Genomic DNA, 17,290 nt, shown 5'->3' on the forward strand with positions numbered 1-17,290 from the left:
TTTCTATTTTATCGTACGCTATGTAATGCATTACATGTCAAGCTGGAATTTTTCAGAAGAGAGGATTGCTAAAATGTGATTTTTTCGTTAAACTTTAAAAAAAGAGCAATGGAGGCAACGATGACTACAAAAGAGAAAATTATTGAATCCGCTATTTCTGTCATTCAAAGTGAGGGAACGGCAAACTATAGTTTAGCAAAAGTGGCTGAAAAAACAGGGATGACCAAAGCCGCTATTTTTTACTATTTTTAAAAAATAAGGCGGAACTAACGCGCTCTTTAATTAGCTATACAATTGATGCCTATGAGACAGTTTTGCAAGAAGAATATCAACTTGCAAAGGCTCACTCGATTTTTCCATTTACAGAGGCTTATATTATAGGAAACTTGCGTCAGCTGGATGATGAAAAGTTAGTTGGGCTTCATGCGGCACTAATTGGAACGGTTGTGTCGGGTGAAGCGATAGAGGATGATTGGAATGAAGCTTATTTGAGAGATTTTAAGCGACTTGTTCCAGAAATTGGGGAAGAGCAAGCGGAATTTGTTCGCTATACGATTGATGGAATGTGGCATGCTCGTATTCTTGGAATTCCTGAATTTGCTAGCGAAGGTAGAAAAAGTGTGGCTGAGACGCTTCTTTCCATTGTTAAGCAAAAGTGAGAAACATTTTGCTTGCATTTTATAAAGTTTAGAACTAAACTATAAGCAAAGGAGGCCGATGAGAATGGTAAAATCAGAGGAAAGGTTAGGTATTTTATTATGGTTCAGATTGAGCCGTTTTTATAATCAAAATATCAAAAAAAACCAATCAAAACTTAAAAGAAGCTGGAATTTCGACGGCAATGTTTGACTGCATTGCACAAATCGGCCCTGGAAATAAATTAACGCAGCAAGATCTTGGCGATAAACTAGTAGTGACAAAAGGAAATATCACCCAGTTGCTTGTCAAACTAGAAAAATTGGAACTTGTTAAGCGCGAAAAAGTGGGTCGAGAGAAGTTTATCGTTTTGACGGAAAAAGGGATCGCTTGCTATCAAGAATTTGTTCCAAAGCAAGAAGCTTTTCAGCAGGAGCAATTCAGTCGGTTGTCGCGACCTGAACAAAAAGAACTTTTAAGACTGCTAAAAAAATTGGATTAAGATGGAGGGATTTTAAATGGAATTAAAAGGACTGCATCACGTTTCGATTTTTACTGAAAATGCACGGAATAACTTTGACTTTTATACGAAGGTATTAGGACTTCGCTTGGTGAAAAAAACAGTGAACCAAGATGATCCTTACACTTATCATTTATATTATGCGGATGAAATTGGGAATCCGGGAACAACGGTGACTTTTTTTGAAGTACCAGATATGGTTAAGAACCGGTTAGGGCGCAATCAAATTTCTGCGCTGGGTCTCCGCGTTCCAAACGATGAAGCCCTTCAATTTTGGAAAAACCGCTTGGATGAATTCCAAGTTTTCCATAGCCCGATTGAAACGCGTTTCAATCGGAACACATTGCGATTGAAAGATCCAGATGGTCTATTAATTTTTCTCGTTTCGGATGAAAAGAATGAGGGCGTTCAAGGTGGGAATCCTTGGAATGAAAGTCTTGTTCCTACTGAATATGCAATTACGGGACTTGGTCCGGTCAGAATATCTGTTTTTAAAAAGGAAAGAACAGCTCAAATGCTTACAAAGATACTGGGCTTTAAAAAAGTGGGAGATTATCAAGATGCTCAGAACACTGTAACGGTCTTCCAAACGGGGGAAGGCGGAACTGGAGCGGAGGTCCATTTGGAAGAACGCTCGGATCTTCAGGAAAATAATCTTGGCGCTGGGGGGATTCATCATGTCGCTTTTCGGGTGGCAGATGATTCAGAGATGATGGAATGGGTTGAGAAGATTTCGGATGCTAATTATCCGAATTCAGGCTTTGTAGATCGTTACTATTTCCATTCACTTTACTTCCGCGAATCAAATGGGATTTTGATCGAGCTTGCGACAGATGGACCTGGTTTTAGAACGAATTTCGAGTTGGAACATGGGACTTATGTAGAGCTCCCACCAAAATTAGAAGCTCGCCGCGATGAAATCTTGGAACACCTTTCGCCGCTTGATACAGACCTATAATGAAAGTGGGGTTTGAGGATTGACGAAAGAAGATAGGAATGATAAAATACGAACAAAGAATGGACATTTTGAAAAGAATGAAAACCCCCTCGCTGCTGCAACAGCGAGGGGGTTTCATTTAGCTGGACATTGTCGCCTAGCTTTCATTTGTGTTTTTCTTTGTCCAGCATATATTTGAACCAAGCGATTCCGCATCCGGCAATAAGTGGAGCAATCAGCTCTGAAAAGAAAGTGGACATTTTGATGATAGCCTCCTTCCTTTATAGTTTCGTCAAGAAAGGTAGACGACGGGAGTATTATAGCATCTGTTTTTTTGTCGTCAAATTGGGAAAAAGAGATTTTGGCGCTTTTGAAAAGGAGACAAATGGGTGTAAAGCTATACCTCCTCTTTTAAATAAAAGAAAAGCATGCTAAAATGAAGCGAAATGTTTTTTTTCTAGGAGGATTTTTAGTTGGCATCTCAAAGTTTAAGGTTTTATTTTGTTAGACATGGTAAGACGGAGTGGAATTTATCTGGGCAGATGCAAGGCTGGGGCGATTCTCCTCTTGTTACTGAGGGGAAGAATGGCGCGATTGCTGTAGGCGAGGCGTTGCGTAATGTCAAGTTTAGAAATGCTTATGTGAGTCCAAGTAAACGGACGCAAGAAACGGCAAAATATATTATCGGGTCACGAAAGATTCCTGTTCAGTTAATGGACGATTTTCGAGAAATGGGTTTTGGTTCTTGGGAAGGGGAATATATTAGTGATCTCGATGTGCGCTTCAAAGAGTCTCGCACGGAAATGCTTACTAGTCCGGCAACTTTTGATGCGCGAGAAAATGGCGGAGAAACGTTTTATGAATTAGAAGAACGCGTTTTGCGAGGCGTAGAACAAATCATCCAGCAGGAGAAAAAGGGCGGAAATGTCTTGGTTGTTTCACATGGCATGGCGCTAACGCTTCTTTTATACTTACTTTCTGGTGGTGAAATGAGTGACCATAGAACGAAAGGAACACGGATTTTGAATACAAGTATTAGTGTTGTTGAGTACCAAGAGGGTAAGTTTAACATTTTGGATTTAAATAACACGGATCATTTGGATTCAGTTCGGGTTTAAAAAGGTATCGAAAGGTACCTTTCTTTTTTTATTGACATTTTAATCAGGTACCTTTATAATATTTTTGTAAGGTACCTTTCTATTAAATTCATTGGAGGAATCATAATGGAAAATCAAGATTTGATGAAACAGTTTTTGAAGGTCGATAAAATGATGCATCGCTATCAAGGAATGCGGATGCAGCAATTTGGTCCGATGGGAAACCCTTACCGGGGACAAGGGCGTGTCCTTGCGCTTCTTAAAATGCAACCTGAAATCACACAAAAAAAAATTGGGCTTTTTGCTCGATATGAGAACGCAGTCGCTTGGTGAATTGCTTTCGAAGCTTGAAAAACAAGAGCTCATCACACGTGAACCATCTGCAGAGGATCGTCGTGTGATGAATGTGAAACTCACTGAAAGCGGCAAAGAGCGTGCGGAAGAAATGAACCAAACTGATCAGCAGTCTGGAGAGCTATTTGACTGTCTTTCAGGTGAGGAAAAGGAAAAGCTAGCGGAATTACTCAATAAAGTATCTGGTCATCTTGAAGAATTACATCAAGAACAAATGAAAAACTTTGCTGAATTTGATGGTCCAAGTCGAGAAATGCCGTTCGGATTTGGTGGTGGAATGGACCGTTCTAAAGCGGATTTACATGAATGGAAGAACATGCATCGCAGACATCGGCATTTTGGATTCGGTGGCTTTCACAGAGATTTTGAATAAGTTCATAAAATGCTAAGCTAAAAAAGCAGCGAAACAAGATCGTTTATTTTGTTTCGCTGCTTTTTGTCTGAAAATAGCTTATAATGATTGTATAGATAAGGTGTAAGTAGAATTTATTTGCGCTTTATCTATCTTTTTATATCAAGCAATTTATAATCGACCAAATAAGGAGAAAATCATGCAAAAAAAGGAAATTCGTTTAAAGCAAGTTCAAGAGCCAATCATTTTTCCAAATATCGCGCCAACGTTTTTAACGGATGATACGATGAATATGCGAAAAATCAAGTTATTAGATCGAATGAAAGCAGAGAATTTTGATGTACTTGTTATTTATGCAGATAAAGAACATGGTAGCAATTTTGAATACTTAACGGGTTTTATTCCACGTTTTGAAGAAGGTTTATTAGTTGTGGAAAGCTCTGGAAAATGCACGGCTATTTTAGGGAATGAAAACTTAAAGTTGGCTCCTTTTTCGCGCACACGAGTTGAGCTAGTCCATAGCCCGCTTTTCTCGCTTCCGAATCAACCTATGGATAATGACGGGGCTCTTGAAACGATTTTTGAAAGGGAAGGGCTTCATCAAAAAGGTAAAATTGGGATAGTTGGTTGGAAGATGTTCACTAGTAAAGTGAATGATTCGAGGAAGTTGTTTGATGTCCCGTATTTTATTGTGCATGCAGTCATGAATGTGGCTTCTCATCAAGCGGAAGTATGTAATGCAACGTATCTTATGATTGGTGAAGATGGGGTACGTACGGTGAATAATGCAAACGAAATAGCGCATTATGAATACGGTGCGAACTTGGCTTCCAGTTGTATGTTAAATGCGATGAATCGCATTGAAATTGGAAAAAAAGAATCAGAACTCGGGGAAGCTTTATCAGCGGAAGGGCAAAATCATTCGGTTGTGACAATTGCTGCAACAGGGAAGCGTTTCGAAATGGCTAATATTTACCCAACGCATAAGCCGCTTAAATTGGCGGATCCATTATCCCTCACGGTAGGATATAAAGGGGGGGTTATCCAGTCGAACTGGTTTTGTTGTTCAAAATGAGGAACAACTGCCGAGTGAGCAAAAGGATTATTTGGATAGAGTTGCAAAACCGTATTTTCGCGCGGTAGTAGGCTGGTTAGAGGGAATTAAAATTGGGATGAAGGGAAGAGAATTATATCAACTGGTTGAAAATGTCTTTCCTAAAAGGGATTATCATTGGCATTTAAATCCCGGACACCTAGTTTCGGATGAAGAATGGATGTCGTCTCCTGTTTATAGCGACTCGAATCAAATTTTAAAAAGCGGCATGATTTTTCAAATCGATATCATTCCTTCTATTAAAGGCTACACGGGAGTAAGTGCAGAAGAATGCGTAGCGTTGGCAGATGAAGAGTTGCAAAAAGCAATAAAAATGGAATATCCAGCATTATGGGACCGGATTTCTGCGAGGAGGAGTTATTTAATAAATGAATTAAATATTGAACTCAGTCAAGATGTTATCCCGCTTTCGAATACTGTAGCTTATATACGGCCATTTTTCTTGGCTAAAGATCAAGCGTTTCAAGTGAAAAACTAACACAAAGCAAACCGGCTATGTTAATTTAGCCGGTTTGTTTGATTAGAAAATAAATGATATAGAATTATATGTGAAAAAGGTAACAATAGTGTTATACTAAAAAAGGTAAAAACAAAAACGGAGGGAAAGTCATGAAAAAGAAATGGTTAGCTGCGCTTAGTTTAATTTTGACCGTCATTCTAGTTATTGCTGGTTGCGGGTCAAACGCTGACAAGGCGAAAGAGAAAAAGGAGAGTAAATCTGAGAAGACGGAAGCAAATTCAGGTGCGTCTGAGGCGAGTTATACAGAGCTTAGTAAATTAAAGAAAAAATATGATATCGTCATCGTTGGTGCTGGCGGTGCAGGAATGACGGCGGCTCTTGAAGCAAAGGAAAAAGGCATGAATCCAGTGATTTTTGAAAAAATGCCTGTTGCCGGGGGAAACACTTCTAAAGCGTCTTCTGGAATGAACGCATCTGAAACGAAATTTCAAAAAGAGCAAGGAATTAAGGATAGCAATGATCTTTTTTATGAAGAAACGCTTGCTGGTGGACATGGAACAAACGATAAGGCGATGCTCCGCTATTTTGTAGATCATTCTGCGAGTGCGATTGATTGGCTAGATAGTAAAGGAATTCGTTTAAATAACATCACGATTACAGGTGGTATGAATGAAAAACGGACGCACCGGCCAGAAGATGGATCGGCTGTTGGACAGTACTTAGTGGATGGATTGCTTAAAAATGTCAAGGAAGAACAAATTCCTATTTTTGTAAATGCCAATGTAGTCGATATTTTGGAAAAAGATGGACAAGCAGATGGTGTGAAAGTACGCTTTAATGATACAACAGAAAAAACGGTCAACAGTTCAGCGGTTGTTGTGACGACAGGCGGATTTGGTGCGAGCAAAGAAATGATCGAGAAAGCGCGACCTGATCTTAAAAATTATGTGACAACAAATCAAGAAGGAAGTACTGGCGATGGGATCAAGATGATTGAAAAACTGGGGGGCACAACGGTTGATATGGATCAAATTCAAGTGCACCCGACAGTACAACAAGATAAATCTTACTTGATTGGTGAAGCCGTTCGAGGAGAAGGGGCTATCCTTGTTGATAAGGATGGGAAACGATTTGTAAATGAAATGGATACACGCGATAACGTAACGGCAGCAATCAATAAGCTAGGAGATAAGTCGGCGTATTTGATTTTTAATGCAGGTGTGAAAGACCGCGTGAAGGCAATCAAGCAATATGAAGAAATGGGCGTTGTGAAAAAAGCGGATTCGATTGAAGCTTTGGCAAAAGAAATCAATATGTCAGGCGACACGCTCGAAGCTACTGTAGATACTTGGAACCAAGCAGTGAAAGACAAAAAGGATACGGCATTTAACCGGACAACGGGGATGGACCATGATTTGTCGAAAGCGCCATTTTATGCAATCAAAATTGGCCCGGGCATTCACTACACAATGGGTGGCGTTAAAATCAATACGAATACAGAAGTCCTTAATAAGGACGGGAAACCAATTCCTGGTTTGTTTGCAGCTGGAGAAGTAACTGGTGGCTTGCACGGAGAAAATCGAATTGGTGGAAACTCGGTTGCGGAAATTATTATTTTTGGTCGTGAGGCGGGTGTGAAATCTGCTGAATTTGTAGAGAAAAATTAATTTTAGTAGGGAGACCTCTTTTTCTTGCGAGAAGAAGGGGTTTTTGCTTTAGGCATATTAGTTGAAATGATTGGTCATTTATTTGTATACTTAAAACAATTTTGAACGAAAGAAGTGTGTATGATGCGTGAAAATAATAATTTTGAAGAGATTTTAACGGGAAGGCGCTCTGTGCGAGTTTACGATGAAAACGTGAAAATTTCTAAGCAAGAAATGAAACAAATCCTTGAAGAAACGGTGCTCGCGCCGTCATCTGTAAATATGCAACCTTGGCGTTTTGTGGTTGTGGAAAGTGATGAAGCAAAGAAAAAACTTCGGCCATTGATCCGTTTTAATACACGACAAAATGATACTTCCGCGGCGATGATTTTGATTTTTGGAGATTTAGAATGCTACGCTTATGGGGAAGAAATTTACAATCAGGCTTTTCAAGCGGGAAAAATGCCAGAGCAAATTAAAAATGAGCAGCTAGAAACGATTATTCCGCTTTATGAGAGTTTAAACAAGCAAGAAATGGGTCGAATTGTGACGATTGATGGGAGTCTTGCCGCAATGCAGTTGATGCTTGTTGCACGCTCTTATGGCTATGATACAAATCCAATTGGTGGGTTTGAGCAAGACCAGTTAGCCGAAGCATTTGGAATGGACAAGGAACGCTATCTTCCTGTAATGATTTTGTCCATTGGTAAAACGAAGGAACCGGGATTTGAATCGGTTCGTTTACCAGTTGATAAAATTGCGGAGTGGAAATAACGGGAGAAGAGGAATAGCTATGTCACTTATTTCGAGTATTCTTTGCGTTATCGTCGCATTAGAACACTTTTATATTTTTTACCTAGAAACGATAGTGCCGGCTTCAGCAAAAACAGCGAAGACTTTTCAAGTATCGCAAGACTTTACAAAAGATAAGATGGTTCAAACGCTTTTTTAAAAAATCAAGGTGTTTACAATGGGCTATTTGGCATCGGCTTATTGTATGCCGTGTTTTTATCGGAAAATAGTTTTGAAATAGCCACGTTGTTTATTTGCTTTGTCATTGTTGCAGCGCTTTATGGCAGCCTGACAAGCTCCATTTCCATTTTGTTCAAACAGGGCGGTCCAGCCATTTTGGCACTTATCAGTTTGCTTCTTTTCCATTAAAAAAACCGCAAGTTGCTTGTTTAGCAGCTTGCGGTTTTTGGATTATTAAAGGGTATCTCCATTTGTTTCGATCACGTCTTTATACCAATAATAACTCTTCTTCGGAATTCGGGTCATCGGATCGGCATCAGAAACATCGCGATCGACATAAACAAAGCCATAGCGTTTTTGATAGCCGTTTAGCCAGCTGAGAAGATCTGTGAAGCTCCATGTGCAGTAGCCGATTACTTCGGTGCCATCACTGATAGCATCACGGATGGCACTCACATGGCTTGCTAGATAATCAATCCGGTAATCGTCATTCACTTCGCCATTTTCAAGTTTATCAAATTCACCAAGTCCATTTTCGGTAATTAAAACAGGCAAATCATAGCGACTTGTGATTCGACGAAGGGCAATTTGAAGTCCCTTTGGATCAATCGTCCAATCCCAATTTGTCGTTGCAACGAAAGGATTGACAACCTTTTTATAAAGCCCTTCAACGCCAGTTTCCTTGGCGGTTCCTTTCTTGCCGGTATTGTTGATTTCATTGCTCATTCCAACACCATCTAGCGGGTTATAAGCAACTGTTGCTGATTGATAATAGTTAACGCCCATAAAATCAGGTTTTGCCCGCTTCAAAAGTTCCATATCGCCAGGCTTGATTTCAGGCGCTAAACCGTTTTCTTCCAAGTAGTGCATGATAGCGCGTGGATAGCGGCCGTATGCGTAGACGTCCATCCAGAAGTAACTGTTCAATTCTTCTGCGTCATCTGCTGCTTGGACGTTTTTCGGGTCGGTATCAATTGGGTAATGCGGCGTGTAAGCAAAACTTGGCCCGATTTTGCCATCTGGAACGAGCTCATGAAAGGCTTCGATCACGCTTGCGTTTGCTAAATTGGCAATATGATTGACAGCGTACATACGCTTCATGTCAGAAACCTTCGGCGGGTGCAGAGCTTGGCCGTACCCCATCCCCACAAAAATGTTTTGTTCATTCAAAGATACCCAGTATTTTACACGGTCCCCGTAACGCTTAAATAAGGTTTTCGCGTAATGCGTAAAGTCGGCAATCACTTCGCGGGATTCCCAACCCCCATATTCATCAAAAAGAGCTTGGGGAATATCCCAGTGGTAAATCGTTACGAGTGGTTCGATATCATATTTCAGTAGTTCATCGATTAAGTTATCGTAAAACGCCAGTCCAGCTTCGTTTACTTCGCCTTTTCCTTGTGGGAAGATCCTTGACCAAGCAATCGAGAAACGATAAGCTTTGAGCCCCATGTCTGCCATAAGTTTGACGTCTTCTTTGTAGCGGTGGTAGTGGTCGACCGCTACATCTCCCGTCGTTCCTTTATAAGTCGCGCCAGGGATGCGTACATATTCGTCCCATACGGATGGCCCTTTGCCATCCTCGTCCCATGCACCTTCAATTTGATAAGCCGCTGATGCGGAACCCCATAAAAATTTAGACGGGAAACGCTTGCGAGTCTTGTGTTCCATAATTATCCCTCCTGCATTCACATTTTTACTAAAAAATTGAACATCTCTCTTTTAAAGTATAGCCTTTTTTATTCTGAATGGAAAGTAATAATTCACAAATTCGTCACACATAGCTCCTGACTTTTAGTGTATAATCAGGAGGAAATTTGAAAAAAGGGAGGATTTTACTTTTGGGTTTTGTAGAAGCTTATAAATCGTTTTGGCGAAATTATGCAAATTTTTCGGGGCGCGCATCAAGATCTGAATACTGGTATACCGTTTTATGGAACGGCATGATTTCGGCTATTTTTTACATACTAGCTCTGATTTTTGGCCTTTCCACTTTTCTTGCTTTTGCTGCATCAATGGGAGAAACGGAAGTATCAGGTGTAGCTGCCATGGGGCCACTTCTAACCATCGGCATCATTTTTTGGCTGTACGGGATTGCTATCTTGATTCCATCACTTAGCTTGTTGATTCGCCGCATTCGAGATACTGGCAAAAGTCCGTGGTTGATTTTTTTGACGTTTATTCCATTTGTAGGTTCTATCATTATTTTGGTATTGACCCTGTTACCAAGTGAATATGCAGATTTTGATGCCGATCCATATGGGTATTAAAAAAGAACGTGCCGAGTTGGCACGTTCTTTTTGGTTATTTCTCAAAAATGAATTTATCGAAGGCAACAGCAACCCCGTCTTGATTATTGCTTGCTGTTACAAAATCTGCAAGCTCTTTTAACTTAGGGATCGCATTGCCCATCGCAACTGCTGTTCCGGCATATTCAAGCATCGTTGTGTCATTTTCATGGTCACCAATACACATCACTTCATCTTGTTTGATATGAAGAAGTTCAGCTAGTTGGTGTACTGCGTTTCCTTTACTAGCATCTCGGTTGAGCACTTCGAGGTAAAAAGGAGCACTTCTCACTAAGTGATATTTATCATAAAAATCAGCAGGCAACTTTTTGATTCCCGCTTCAAGGGTCTCTTCTTCATCAATCATCATCGCTTTTGAAACCTTAAAGTCATCTGGAACACGTTCGATTTCTTCATAAATAAGTTGGCTGTTCGTTAAGTAAGCTTCGACCACCGTATATTTGCCAATATGGCGGTTTGGCGTGTAAAGCGCAGATTCATCGAAAAAGTGCATGTGAAGACCAGCTTTTTCAGCAGCATCTGCCACTTCCACCAAGTCACCCTTAGTTAGCGTAAGGTGCGAAACGACTTCCTTACTGAAAGTGTCTTGAACAAGCGCCCCGTTGAAACTAATGACATAATCGCCTTCTTCGCGAAGTTTTAGTTCGGATAGATATTGTTCTACGCCAACAAGCGGACGTCCCGTGCAAAGAACCACTTTCACGCCGCGCGCTTTCGCCTTTTGGATTGCCTCATTCACTTTTGGTGTAACCTCATGATGGTCATTTAAGAGTGTGCCGTCGATATCAATTGCTACTAATTTAATCATTTCATGCGTCCTCCATCTAAATTTCATACGTGTTCAGTATAGCACAGTTGGGATGAGGATTGAAACTTAGATGAAAATATGGCAAACTGGGGTGGAGAGAATCTTTAAGAAGAGAGTGAAACGATGAAGAAAAGCTACCACGTGAAATTTTTAACGAATAAAGAAACAGACATTGATCTTGCAGAAGCGGTATGCAAGAAATGCGAGGATTACTATGTACTCGAAGCAGGGCGGGCGGCGACGCGCGAAGATGCGGCGGCTGTCATTTTGGAACTCCCTGAAGGCAAGACGCGCTATGATAAATTTGCGATGGCCATTTTAGATGAAGCGAATGCGCCGATTGGACTGATTGATGTCGTCGCTGACTATCCAAAATCCGGAGAATGGATCATTGGGCTCTTGCTACTTGTACCAGAAGCGCGAAACAGCGGAATGGGACGTGTTCTCCACGAAGTCATCCGGGAATGGGCACAAGATAGTGGGGCAAACTCACTTCGTGTTGGCGTACTCAAATCGAATGAATCTGCGGCAGGATTTTGGCGTCATCTTGGTTATGAGCACCAAGGGGAAAAGACCATCCAAATTGGTGGACGCGAGAACGAGGTAGAGGTTCTCACACGCGAAACTAAAAAAGCTTAATCTGAAAGTTTCTTGCAAGTAGAAAGGAGACGATTTTATGAAAGCACGCGTGACAGTTTTGACGCTTGGGGTAGCGGACCTTGAGCGGGCGGTGGCGTTTTATCGTGACGGTTTGAAGTTTGCGACGGAAGGAATCATCGGGCAAGAATTTGAGCACGGGGCGGTGGCGTTTTTTGATTTGGAATCAGGAATGAAGCTCGCCCTTTGGAGACGTGAGGATATCGCTTATGATTCTGGCGTTCAGGCGCAGAATCCGAATCCAGCAGAACTGACGCTTGGCCACAATGTTTCGAGCAAGCTTGAAGTAGATCAGGTGATGCAAGAAGTGGAAAGTGCTGGTGGCACAGTCGTTAAGTCTCCTCACGACACGTTTTGGGGAGGCTACTCAGGCTATTTTCAAGATCCGGATGGGCATTTGTGGGAAGTGGTTTGGAATCCAGAACTATCCATTTAAAATTAAGTCTGATCATAGAGCTAAAGAGATCTCTTTATTAAAAAAAGAATCTCTTTGGCTCTTTCGTTTTAATTTGAAAAAAAGTGCTCGATTTCATAAGAAACTTGAGGTTGTAATTCATTCTTTTGAATTTTGTGCTGTAAATCCATTAACCATTCGACTTCAATTGTAAGATGTTTGATTGCATTTTGAATGATAAGTGAAGTAATACTCTCACTAGGATTTTCATCAGATTGCTCAGCTTGTTCGATACTTCTTGTCAACTCTTTTTTAACCTTTTGATAGCGTGTATCTAATAGTTGCAACAACTTCTCTTTTTTGGCGTAATTGAAAAATAAAAGGGCTGGATAGATCACTTTATAGGAAAGAACATCTTTTTTTAAAAACTTTTTCTAGTTCTTTTTCGATTTGCGCCCGTCCCGTTTCTGTGATTGCGTAGATCGTTTTGGTTGGGGTCTTCTCGTTTTCAACCACTTCAGAAACTTTTACAAATCCACCTTTTTCAAGTGATTCAAATGCGTAATATATTTTTGCGTCACTGATTTGAAATAAATAGTCCCATTTATAATGTTTTAAAAAGCGTTTAATATCATATGGATGTACTTTATGATGGTCTAAAACGCCTAAAATGACAAGTTTTAATGACATACTGAATCCCCCATCTTCGGATTTTTACTTTTACTATATCATTGTTTTTAAGCGAATTCGAACAATAAGAAAAGTATATACTTTTTGACAACGATTTCAAGAAAACATATAATAAATAACATAGAAGGCAAGAGGAAAGGGTGTCACTTATGAGTAATTTGAAATGGGCTATCGTTGGACCGGGCGGAATCGCTCACCAATTTGCAGAAGCCATGGCAAAAGAAGGCCGCGAGGTGTATGCGGTTGGGGCTAGAAATAAAGGAAAAGGCGAAGCTTTTGCTAAGGAATATGGCATTGGGATCGTGTATGATGATTTTGATGCGCTTTTTGCAGATAACAAAATTGATGCGGTTTATATCTCGACTCCGCATTCGAATCACTATGAGTTTATGATGAAAGCTGTACAAAATGGTAAGCATATTTTGGTGGAGAAGGCGATTACGGTGAGTTCCCGTGAACTCGAGGATGTTCTCCGCGTTTCTCGCGAAAAAAAAGGTTGTGGTTATGGAAGCCATGACCATTTTCCACATGCCGCTTTATGCGAAGCTGAAGGAAATCGCGGCGGAAAAAGAGCTTGGCGCATTGAAAATGATTCAAGTGTCCTTTGGAAGTGCGAAGCAGAATGATCCAAGTAATCGCTTTTTCAGTATGGATCTTGCGGGTGGTGCGCTGCTTGATATCGGGACTTACGCGCTTTCGTTTGCACGTTATTTCTTAAGTGAAAAGCCTACTGAGGTGCTTTCAACGGCGAAAAGGTACGAGACGGGCGTTGATGAGCAGTCTGGCATTTTACTTCGAAACGAAAAGGACGAGATGGCGGTTGTAAGCTTGACTTTCCGAGCAAAAATGCCAAAACGTGGGATCGTTGCTTATGAAAATGGTTATTTAACGGTTGAGGATTTTCCACGTGCAGACCGGGCAACAGTAACGTTTACAAATGGCGAATCAGAGGAGATCACAGCAGGGGATACGGCTTCAGCTCTGCAATACGAAATTCGTGATATGGAAAAAAGTATTGAAAATGGAGAGAATGCGATTAGTGGGTTAACGGAAGATGTCGTTGAAATCATGACGAAAGTTCGCTCCGATTGGGGAATTGAATTTCCTTTTGAAAAATAAAATAGCTGTCACAGACCGGTTGCCAAAATTTGTTTTGGTAATCGGTTTTTTTTGATTTTATTCTTGCTTTTTTTGAAGCAAGGGACGAAAGAAGCTTTTTTCAAAATAGTTTCTAGGAACGAAAGACCTAATTTTGTGAATGTGCACACTATCACTTTTCAATGAACGATATATTGTGCTATATTTAATGAGTAGATACCATATATAGAAAATGGGGGAGTCAATGATGTATAGCGAACAGTTAACAGATCAACAAGTTATTAAACGAGACGGTCGGAAAGTAACCTTTGATCTGATTAAAATCCGCAATGCTGTGGAAGCATCGATGAAAAGCATCCAAGTAGAAGATGACATCTTTTTGGAAAATGTTATCGTTTCGATTGTGAATGCTTTACCAAACGAAACAGAGCTTACGATTGATGAGATTCAAGAAACTGTGGAAAATGTTTTGATGAAATCAAGCTATCCTAGTGTTGCAAGAAGCTACATAGAATACCGCCATGACCGTGATGCGAAACGTGCCAATTTGACGGATATGACAAAAAGTGTGCAAAAATTGCTTGAAAAAGATGAAACGGTTGTAAATGAAAATGCGAATAAAGACGCAACGGTTTTCAATACACAACGTGATTTAACTGCTGGTGCCGTGGCAAAGAGTTATGCGCTTAAATATATGCTCCCAAAACACGTTGCGAATGCCCATTTAAAAGGAGATATTCATTTTCACGACCTTGACTATAGTCCGTACCATGCGATGACGAATTGTTGTTTGATTGATATTCGCGGCATGCTTCAAAATGGATTTACAATTGGGAACGCCAATGTGGAAAGTCCAAAATCGATTCAAACGGCAACAGCTCAAATCGCTCAAATCATTGCAAATGTGGCAAGCTCACAATACGGCGGCTGTTCGGTCGACCGGATTGATGAAATTCTTTCTGATTATGCCAAGTTGAACTACGCGAAGCACGAAAAAGAAGCGCAAGACTGGGTTGTTCCAGAAAAGCAGCAAGAATATGTAGAAAGCAGAACGAAAAAAGACATTTATGATGCGATGCAAAGTTTAGAGTATGAGATTAATACGCTTTATACAAGTAATGGGCAAACCCCTTTTGTGACACTTGGATTCGGACTTGGCGAGGACTGGTTTGCACGTGAAATCCAAAAAGCTATCCTGAATGTGCGGATTGGCGGAGTGGGAAAAGATAAGCATACGGCTATTTTTCCAAAACTAGTCTTCTCGTTAAAACGTGGAACGAATTTAGAAAAACAGGATCCGAACTACGATATTAAACAATTAGCGCTTGCTTGTTCGGCAAAGCGGATGTATCCAGATGTGCTGAGCTATGATACGCTCACTCGGTTGACCGGTGATTTTAAAGTGCCGATGGGATGTCGCTCGTTTTTACCAGCTTGGAAAGATGAAGCAACTGGGGAAAATGTCAACGCAGGAAGAAATAATTTGGGCGTTGTGACGTTAAATGTACCACGGATTGCACTACAAAGCCGAGGAGACCAAGCTAAGTTTTGGGAAATCTTCCATGAAAGAATGAAGACGGTCAAAGATGCACTTTTATTCCGTTTAAATCGCGTTCGCGAAGCGCGGCCTGAAAATGCTCCGATTCTGTATAAATATGGAGCTTTCGGAAAGCGTCTTGAAGACGGTGAAAGTGTCGATCAACTCTTTAATCGTAACCGCTCTACGATTTCAATCGGATACATTGGACTTTATGAAGCGGCAACGGTTTTCTACGGCGGCGAATGGGAACAAAATGCCGAAGCTAAAACCTTTACTCTTGACATTGTTAAAGCTCTTAAAAAATACGCAGATAGCTGGAAAGAGGAGTATGGCTACTGGTTTAGTGTGTATTCGACCCCGAGCGAAAGTTTGACTGACCGATTTAATCGGCTGGATAAAGAGAAATTCGGCATCGTGAAGGATATTACGGACAAGGAATACTATCAAAATTCTTTCCATTATGACGTCCGCAAGAAAATTACACCGTTTGAAAAAATCGACTTTGAAAAAGACTATCCTGAATACTGCTCAGGTGGTTTCATCCATTACTGCGAGTATCCGAAACTCGTGCACAACACGAAGGCGCTTGAAGCTGTATGGGACTATGCATATGACCGAGTTGCCTATCTTGGCACAAATACGCCGATTGATAAATGCTATGAATGTGGGTTTGAAGGAGAATTTGCCCCAACGGAAGAAGGGTTCAAATGCCCACATTGCGGCAATACCGATCCAGAAAAAGCAGATGTCGTAAAACGAACTTGTGGCTATCTTGGAAACCCAATGAAACGCCCAATGGTGCACGGCCGCCATGTTGAAATTTCGAAACGCGTGAAGCACATGGAGCTTCGAGATGAATAATCCGGCTCCAAAAGAGTGGCAATCAAGCCGCTTAAGTCGTGGCTATATTGCCGACTACAAGCCCTTTAATTTTGTGGACGGGGAAGGCGTGCGTTGTAGTTTATATGTATCAGGCTGCCCGTTCCACTGCGAAGGTTGCTACAATAAAGCAGCACAGTCCTTCAAGTATGGCGAACCTTTCACAGAAGAGCTACTTGACCAAATTGTTGCAGACGTTGGACACGAAAGCGTACAGGGGTTGACGCTACTGGGTGGTGAGCCATTCTTAAATACAGAAACCTGTCTTACAGTTGTCAAGAAACTCCGGGAAGTCTACGGAAATTCGAAAGATATTTGGTCCTGGACAGGCTATACATTCGAGGAAATGCTACAAGAAACAGAAGACAAATTAGAACTGCTATCGCTCATTGATGTACTTGTCGACGGCCGGTTCGAGCAGTCGCTATTTGATCCAAACTTGGCATTTCGAGGCTCAAGCAACCAGCGGATTATTGATGTGAAGCAGACACTTAAAGCTGGAGAAGTTGTGCTGTATATAGAATAAACGGAAATTAAAAGGTGGGCGCCCCTGATCGGCACCCATCTTTTTTGGTGTCTAATAGATAGCGATGTTACTTTGTATCTTAAAATAGATCAGAAAAATCCAAACTGTCACATTATTTACACAGACTTTATGTGATTTTGCATGGTAGAATAAACAAAAAAATAATCGAGAAGATAAAGAAGTAATTGTCGGTAGTATGAATGAGGATGATAGTCTTATCAGCACGTGGAATAGGGAAAAAGCTGATTACTGAAAGCAGAAAGTGTTTTGTGTCTTAAGGGTGGATACAAAATCTTGTTTG

At 40.9% G+C, this 17,290-nt stretch carries 19 protein-coding genes and 3 pseudogenes; 18 read left to right on the plus strand and 4 right to left on the minus strand.

Annotated features, from left to right (window positions below):
- The first annotated feature begins 120 nt into the window (after positions 1 to 120).
- From MAQA_RS14960 to MAQA_RS00190, 12 genes and pseudogenes are all read left to right on the plus strand, one after another.
- A complete protein-coding gene (locus tag MAQA_RS14960; protein ID WP_241462987.1) occupies positions 121 to 252 on the plus strand; it encodes a TetR/AcrR family transcriptional regulator in 132 nt (43 codons plus the stop codon).
- Positions 253 to 314: 62 nt separating this feature from the next.
- Entirely contained in the window at positions 315 to 659 is a 345-nt protein-coding gene (locus MAQA_RS14965; RefSeq protein WP_241462988.1) for a hypothetical protein, read from the plus strand.
- A 64-nt stretch (positions 660 to 723) separates the two neighbouring features.
- Positions 724 to 1,138, plus strand: a pseudogene (locus MAQA_RS00155) (MarR family winged helix-turn-helix transcriptional regulator).
- A gap of 16 nt (positions 1,139 to 1,154) precedes the next feature.
- Complete coding sequence (locus MAQA_RS00160) at positions 1,155 to 2,114, plus strand: ring-cleaving dioxygenase (RefSeq protein WP_036070160.1); 960 nt, start codon at positions 1,155 to 1,157, stop codon at positions 2,112 to 2,114.
- A gap of 452 nt (positions 2,115 to 2,566) precedes the next feature.
- Entirely contained in the window at positions 2,567 to 3,211 is a 645-nt protein-coding gene (locus MAQA_RS00165) for a histidine phosphatase family protein (RefSeq protein ID WP_036070162.1), read from the plus strand.
- Between the two features lie 105 nt (positions 3,212 to 3,316).
- Positions 3,317 to 3,523 (plus strand): hypothetical protein, encoded by a 207-nt coding sequence (locus MAQA_RS14970; protein WP_052008371.1) that lies wholly within the window; start codon positions 3,317 to 3,319, stop codon positions 3,521 to 3,523.
- The gene (locus tag MAQA_RS13365) at positions 3,501 to 3,917 is read left to right on the plus strand and encodes a MarR family winged helix-turn-helix transcriptional regulator (protein WP_241462989.1); all 417 of its coding nucleotides are present in this window, start codon (positions 3,501 to 3,503) and stop codon (positions 3,915 to 3,917) included. The genes MAQA_RS14970 and MAQA_RS13365 overlap by 23 nt, the downstream gene beginning before the upstream one ends.
- Positions 3,918 to 4,095: 178 nt before the next feature.
- On the plus strand, positions 4,096 to 4,971 hold the full coding sequence (locus MAQA_RS14975; RefSeq protein ID WP_241462990.1) for a hypothetical protein: 876 nt from the start codon (positions 4,096 to 4,098) through the stop codon (positions 4,969 to 4,971).
- A 31-nt stretch (positions 4,972 to 5,002) separates the two neighbouring features.
- Positions 5,003 to 5,488, plus strand: a complete 486-nt coding sequence (locus MAQA_RS14980; RefSeq protein WP_241462991.1) for a M24 family metallopeptidase — start codon at positions 5,003 to 5,005, stop codon at positions 5,486 to 5,488.
- A gap of 131 nt (positions 5,489 to 5,619) precedes the next feature.
- Positions 5,620 to 7,137 carry a flavocytochrome c gene (locus tag MAQA_RS00180; protein WP_036070164.1) on the plus strand — a complete coding sequence of 506 codons (1,518 nt, stop codon included), beginning with the start codon at positions 5,620 to 5,622 and terminating at the stop codon, positions 7,135 to 7,137.
- A gap of 123 nt (positions 7,138 to 7,260) precedes the next feature.
- Complete coding sequence (locus MAQA_RS00185) at positions 7,261 to 7,890, plus strand: nitroreductase family protein (protein WP_036070165.1); 630 nt, start codon at positions 7,261 to 7,263, stop codon at positions 7,888 to 7,890.
- A gap of 19 nt (positions 7,891 to 7,909) precedes the next feature.
- Positions 7,910 to 8,277: pseudogene (locus MAQA_RS00190) on the plus strand (DUF1304 domain-containing protein).
- A gap of 45 nt (positions 8,278 to 8,322) precedes the next feature.
- On the opposite strand, the gene MAQA_RS00195 reads toward MAQA_RS00190, so the two are convergent.
- Positions 8,323 to 9,759, minus strand: a complete 1,437-nt coding sequence (locus tag MAQA_RS00195; protein ID WP_036070166.1) for a glycoside hydrolase family 1 protein — start codon at positions 9,757 to 9,759, stop codon at positions 8,323 to 8,325.
- Positions 9,760 to 9,929: 170 nt separating this feature from the next.
- Here MAQA_RS00195 and MAQA_RS00200 point away from each other — a divergent pair, with 170 nt between their 5' ends.
- Complete coding sequence (locus tag MAQA_RS00200) at positions 9,930 to 10,358, plus strand: DUF805 domain-containing protein (RefSeq protein WP_036070368.1); 429 nt, start codon at positions 9,930 to 9,932, stop codon at positions 10,356 to 10,358.
- Between the two features lie 34 nt (positions 10,359 to 10,392).
- Here the strand turns inward: MAQA_RS00200 and yidA are convergent, their stop codons facing one another.
- Positions 10,393 to 11,205, minus strand: a complete 813-nt coding sequence (yidA, locus tag MAQA_RS00205) for a sugar-phosphatase (protein ID WP_036070167.1) — start codon at positions 11,203 to 11,205, stop codon at positions 10,393 to 10,395.
- A gap of 123 nt (positions 11,206 to 11,328) precedes the next feature.
- Here yidA and MAQA_RS00210 point away from each other — a divergent pair, with 123 nt between their 5' ends.
- The gene (locus MAQA_RS00210) at positions 11,329 to 11,844 is read left to right on the plus strand and encodes a GNAT family N-acetyltransferase (RefSeq protein WP_036070168.1); all 516 of its coding nucleotides are present in this window, start codon (positions 11,329 to 11,331) and stop codon (positions 11,842 to 11,844) included.
- Positions 11,845 to 11,881: 37 nt separating this feature from the next.
- Positions 11,882 to 12,298, plus strand: coding sequence for a VOC family protein (locus MAQA_RS00215; protein ID WP_036070169.1), 417 nt, complete (start codon positions 11,882 to 11,884; stop codon positions 12,296 to 12,298).
- Positions 12,299 to 12,366: 68 nt separating this feature from the next.
- On the opposite strand, the gene MAQA_RS00220 is transcribed toward MAQA_RS00215, so the two are convergent.
- Both MAQA_RS00220 and MAQA_RS00225 read right to left on the minus strand, forming a co-directional pair.
- Positions 12,367 to 12,603: a hypothetical protein gene (locus MAQA_RS00220; RefSeq protein ID WP_149023261.1), complete on the minus strand. Its 237-nt coding sequence runs from the start codon at positions 12,601 to 12,603 to the stop codon at positions 12,367 to 12,369.
- A gap of 52 nt (positions 12,604 to 12,655) precedes the next feature.
- Positions 12,656 to 12,946, minus strand: a complete 291-nt coding sequence (locus tag MAQA_RS00225; protein WP_036070175.1) for a PadR family transcriptional regulator — start codon at positions 12,944 to 12,946, stop codon at positions 12,656 to 12,658.
- 149 nt (positions 12,947 to 13,095) lie between these two features.
- On the opposite strand from MAQA_RS00225, the pseudogene MAQA_RS00230 reads away from it, so the two are divergent.
- From MAQA_RS00230 to nrdG, 3 genes and pseudogenes are all read left to right on the plus strand, one after another.
- A pseudogene (locus tag MAQA_RS00230) lies at positions 13,096 to 14,065 on the plus strand (Gfo/Idh/MocA family protein).
- A gap of 226 nt (positions 14,066 to 14,291) precedes the next feature.
- On the plus strand, positions 14,292 to 16,445 hold the full coding sequence (gene nrdD, locus MAQA_RS00235; protein WP_036070177.1) for an anaerobic ribonucleoside-triphosphate reductase: 2,154 nt from the start codon (positions 14,292 to 14,294) through the stop codon (positions 16,443 to 16,445).
- Positions 16,438 to 16,989 (plus strand): anaerobic ribonucleoside-triphosphate reductase activating protein, encoded by a 552-nt coding sequence (gene nrdG / locus MAQA_RS00240; protein WP_036070184.1) that lies wholly within the window; start codon positions 16,438 to 16,440, stop codon positions 16,987 to 16,989. The genes nrdD and nrdG overlap by 8 nt, the downstream gene beginning before the upstream one ends.
- The last annotated feature ends 301 nt before the right edge of the window (positions 16,990 to 17,290 follow it).

Source organism: Listeria aquatica FSL S10-1188 (genome assembly GCF_000525795.1).
In the GTDB taxonomy this organism is placed as follows: Bacteria; Bacillota; Bacilli; order Lactobacillales; family Listeriaceae; genus Listeria; species Listeria aquatica.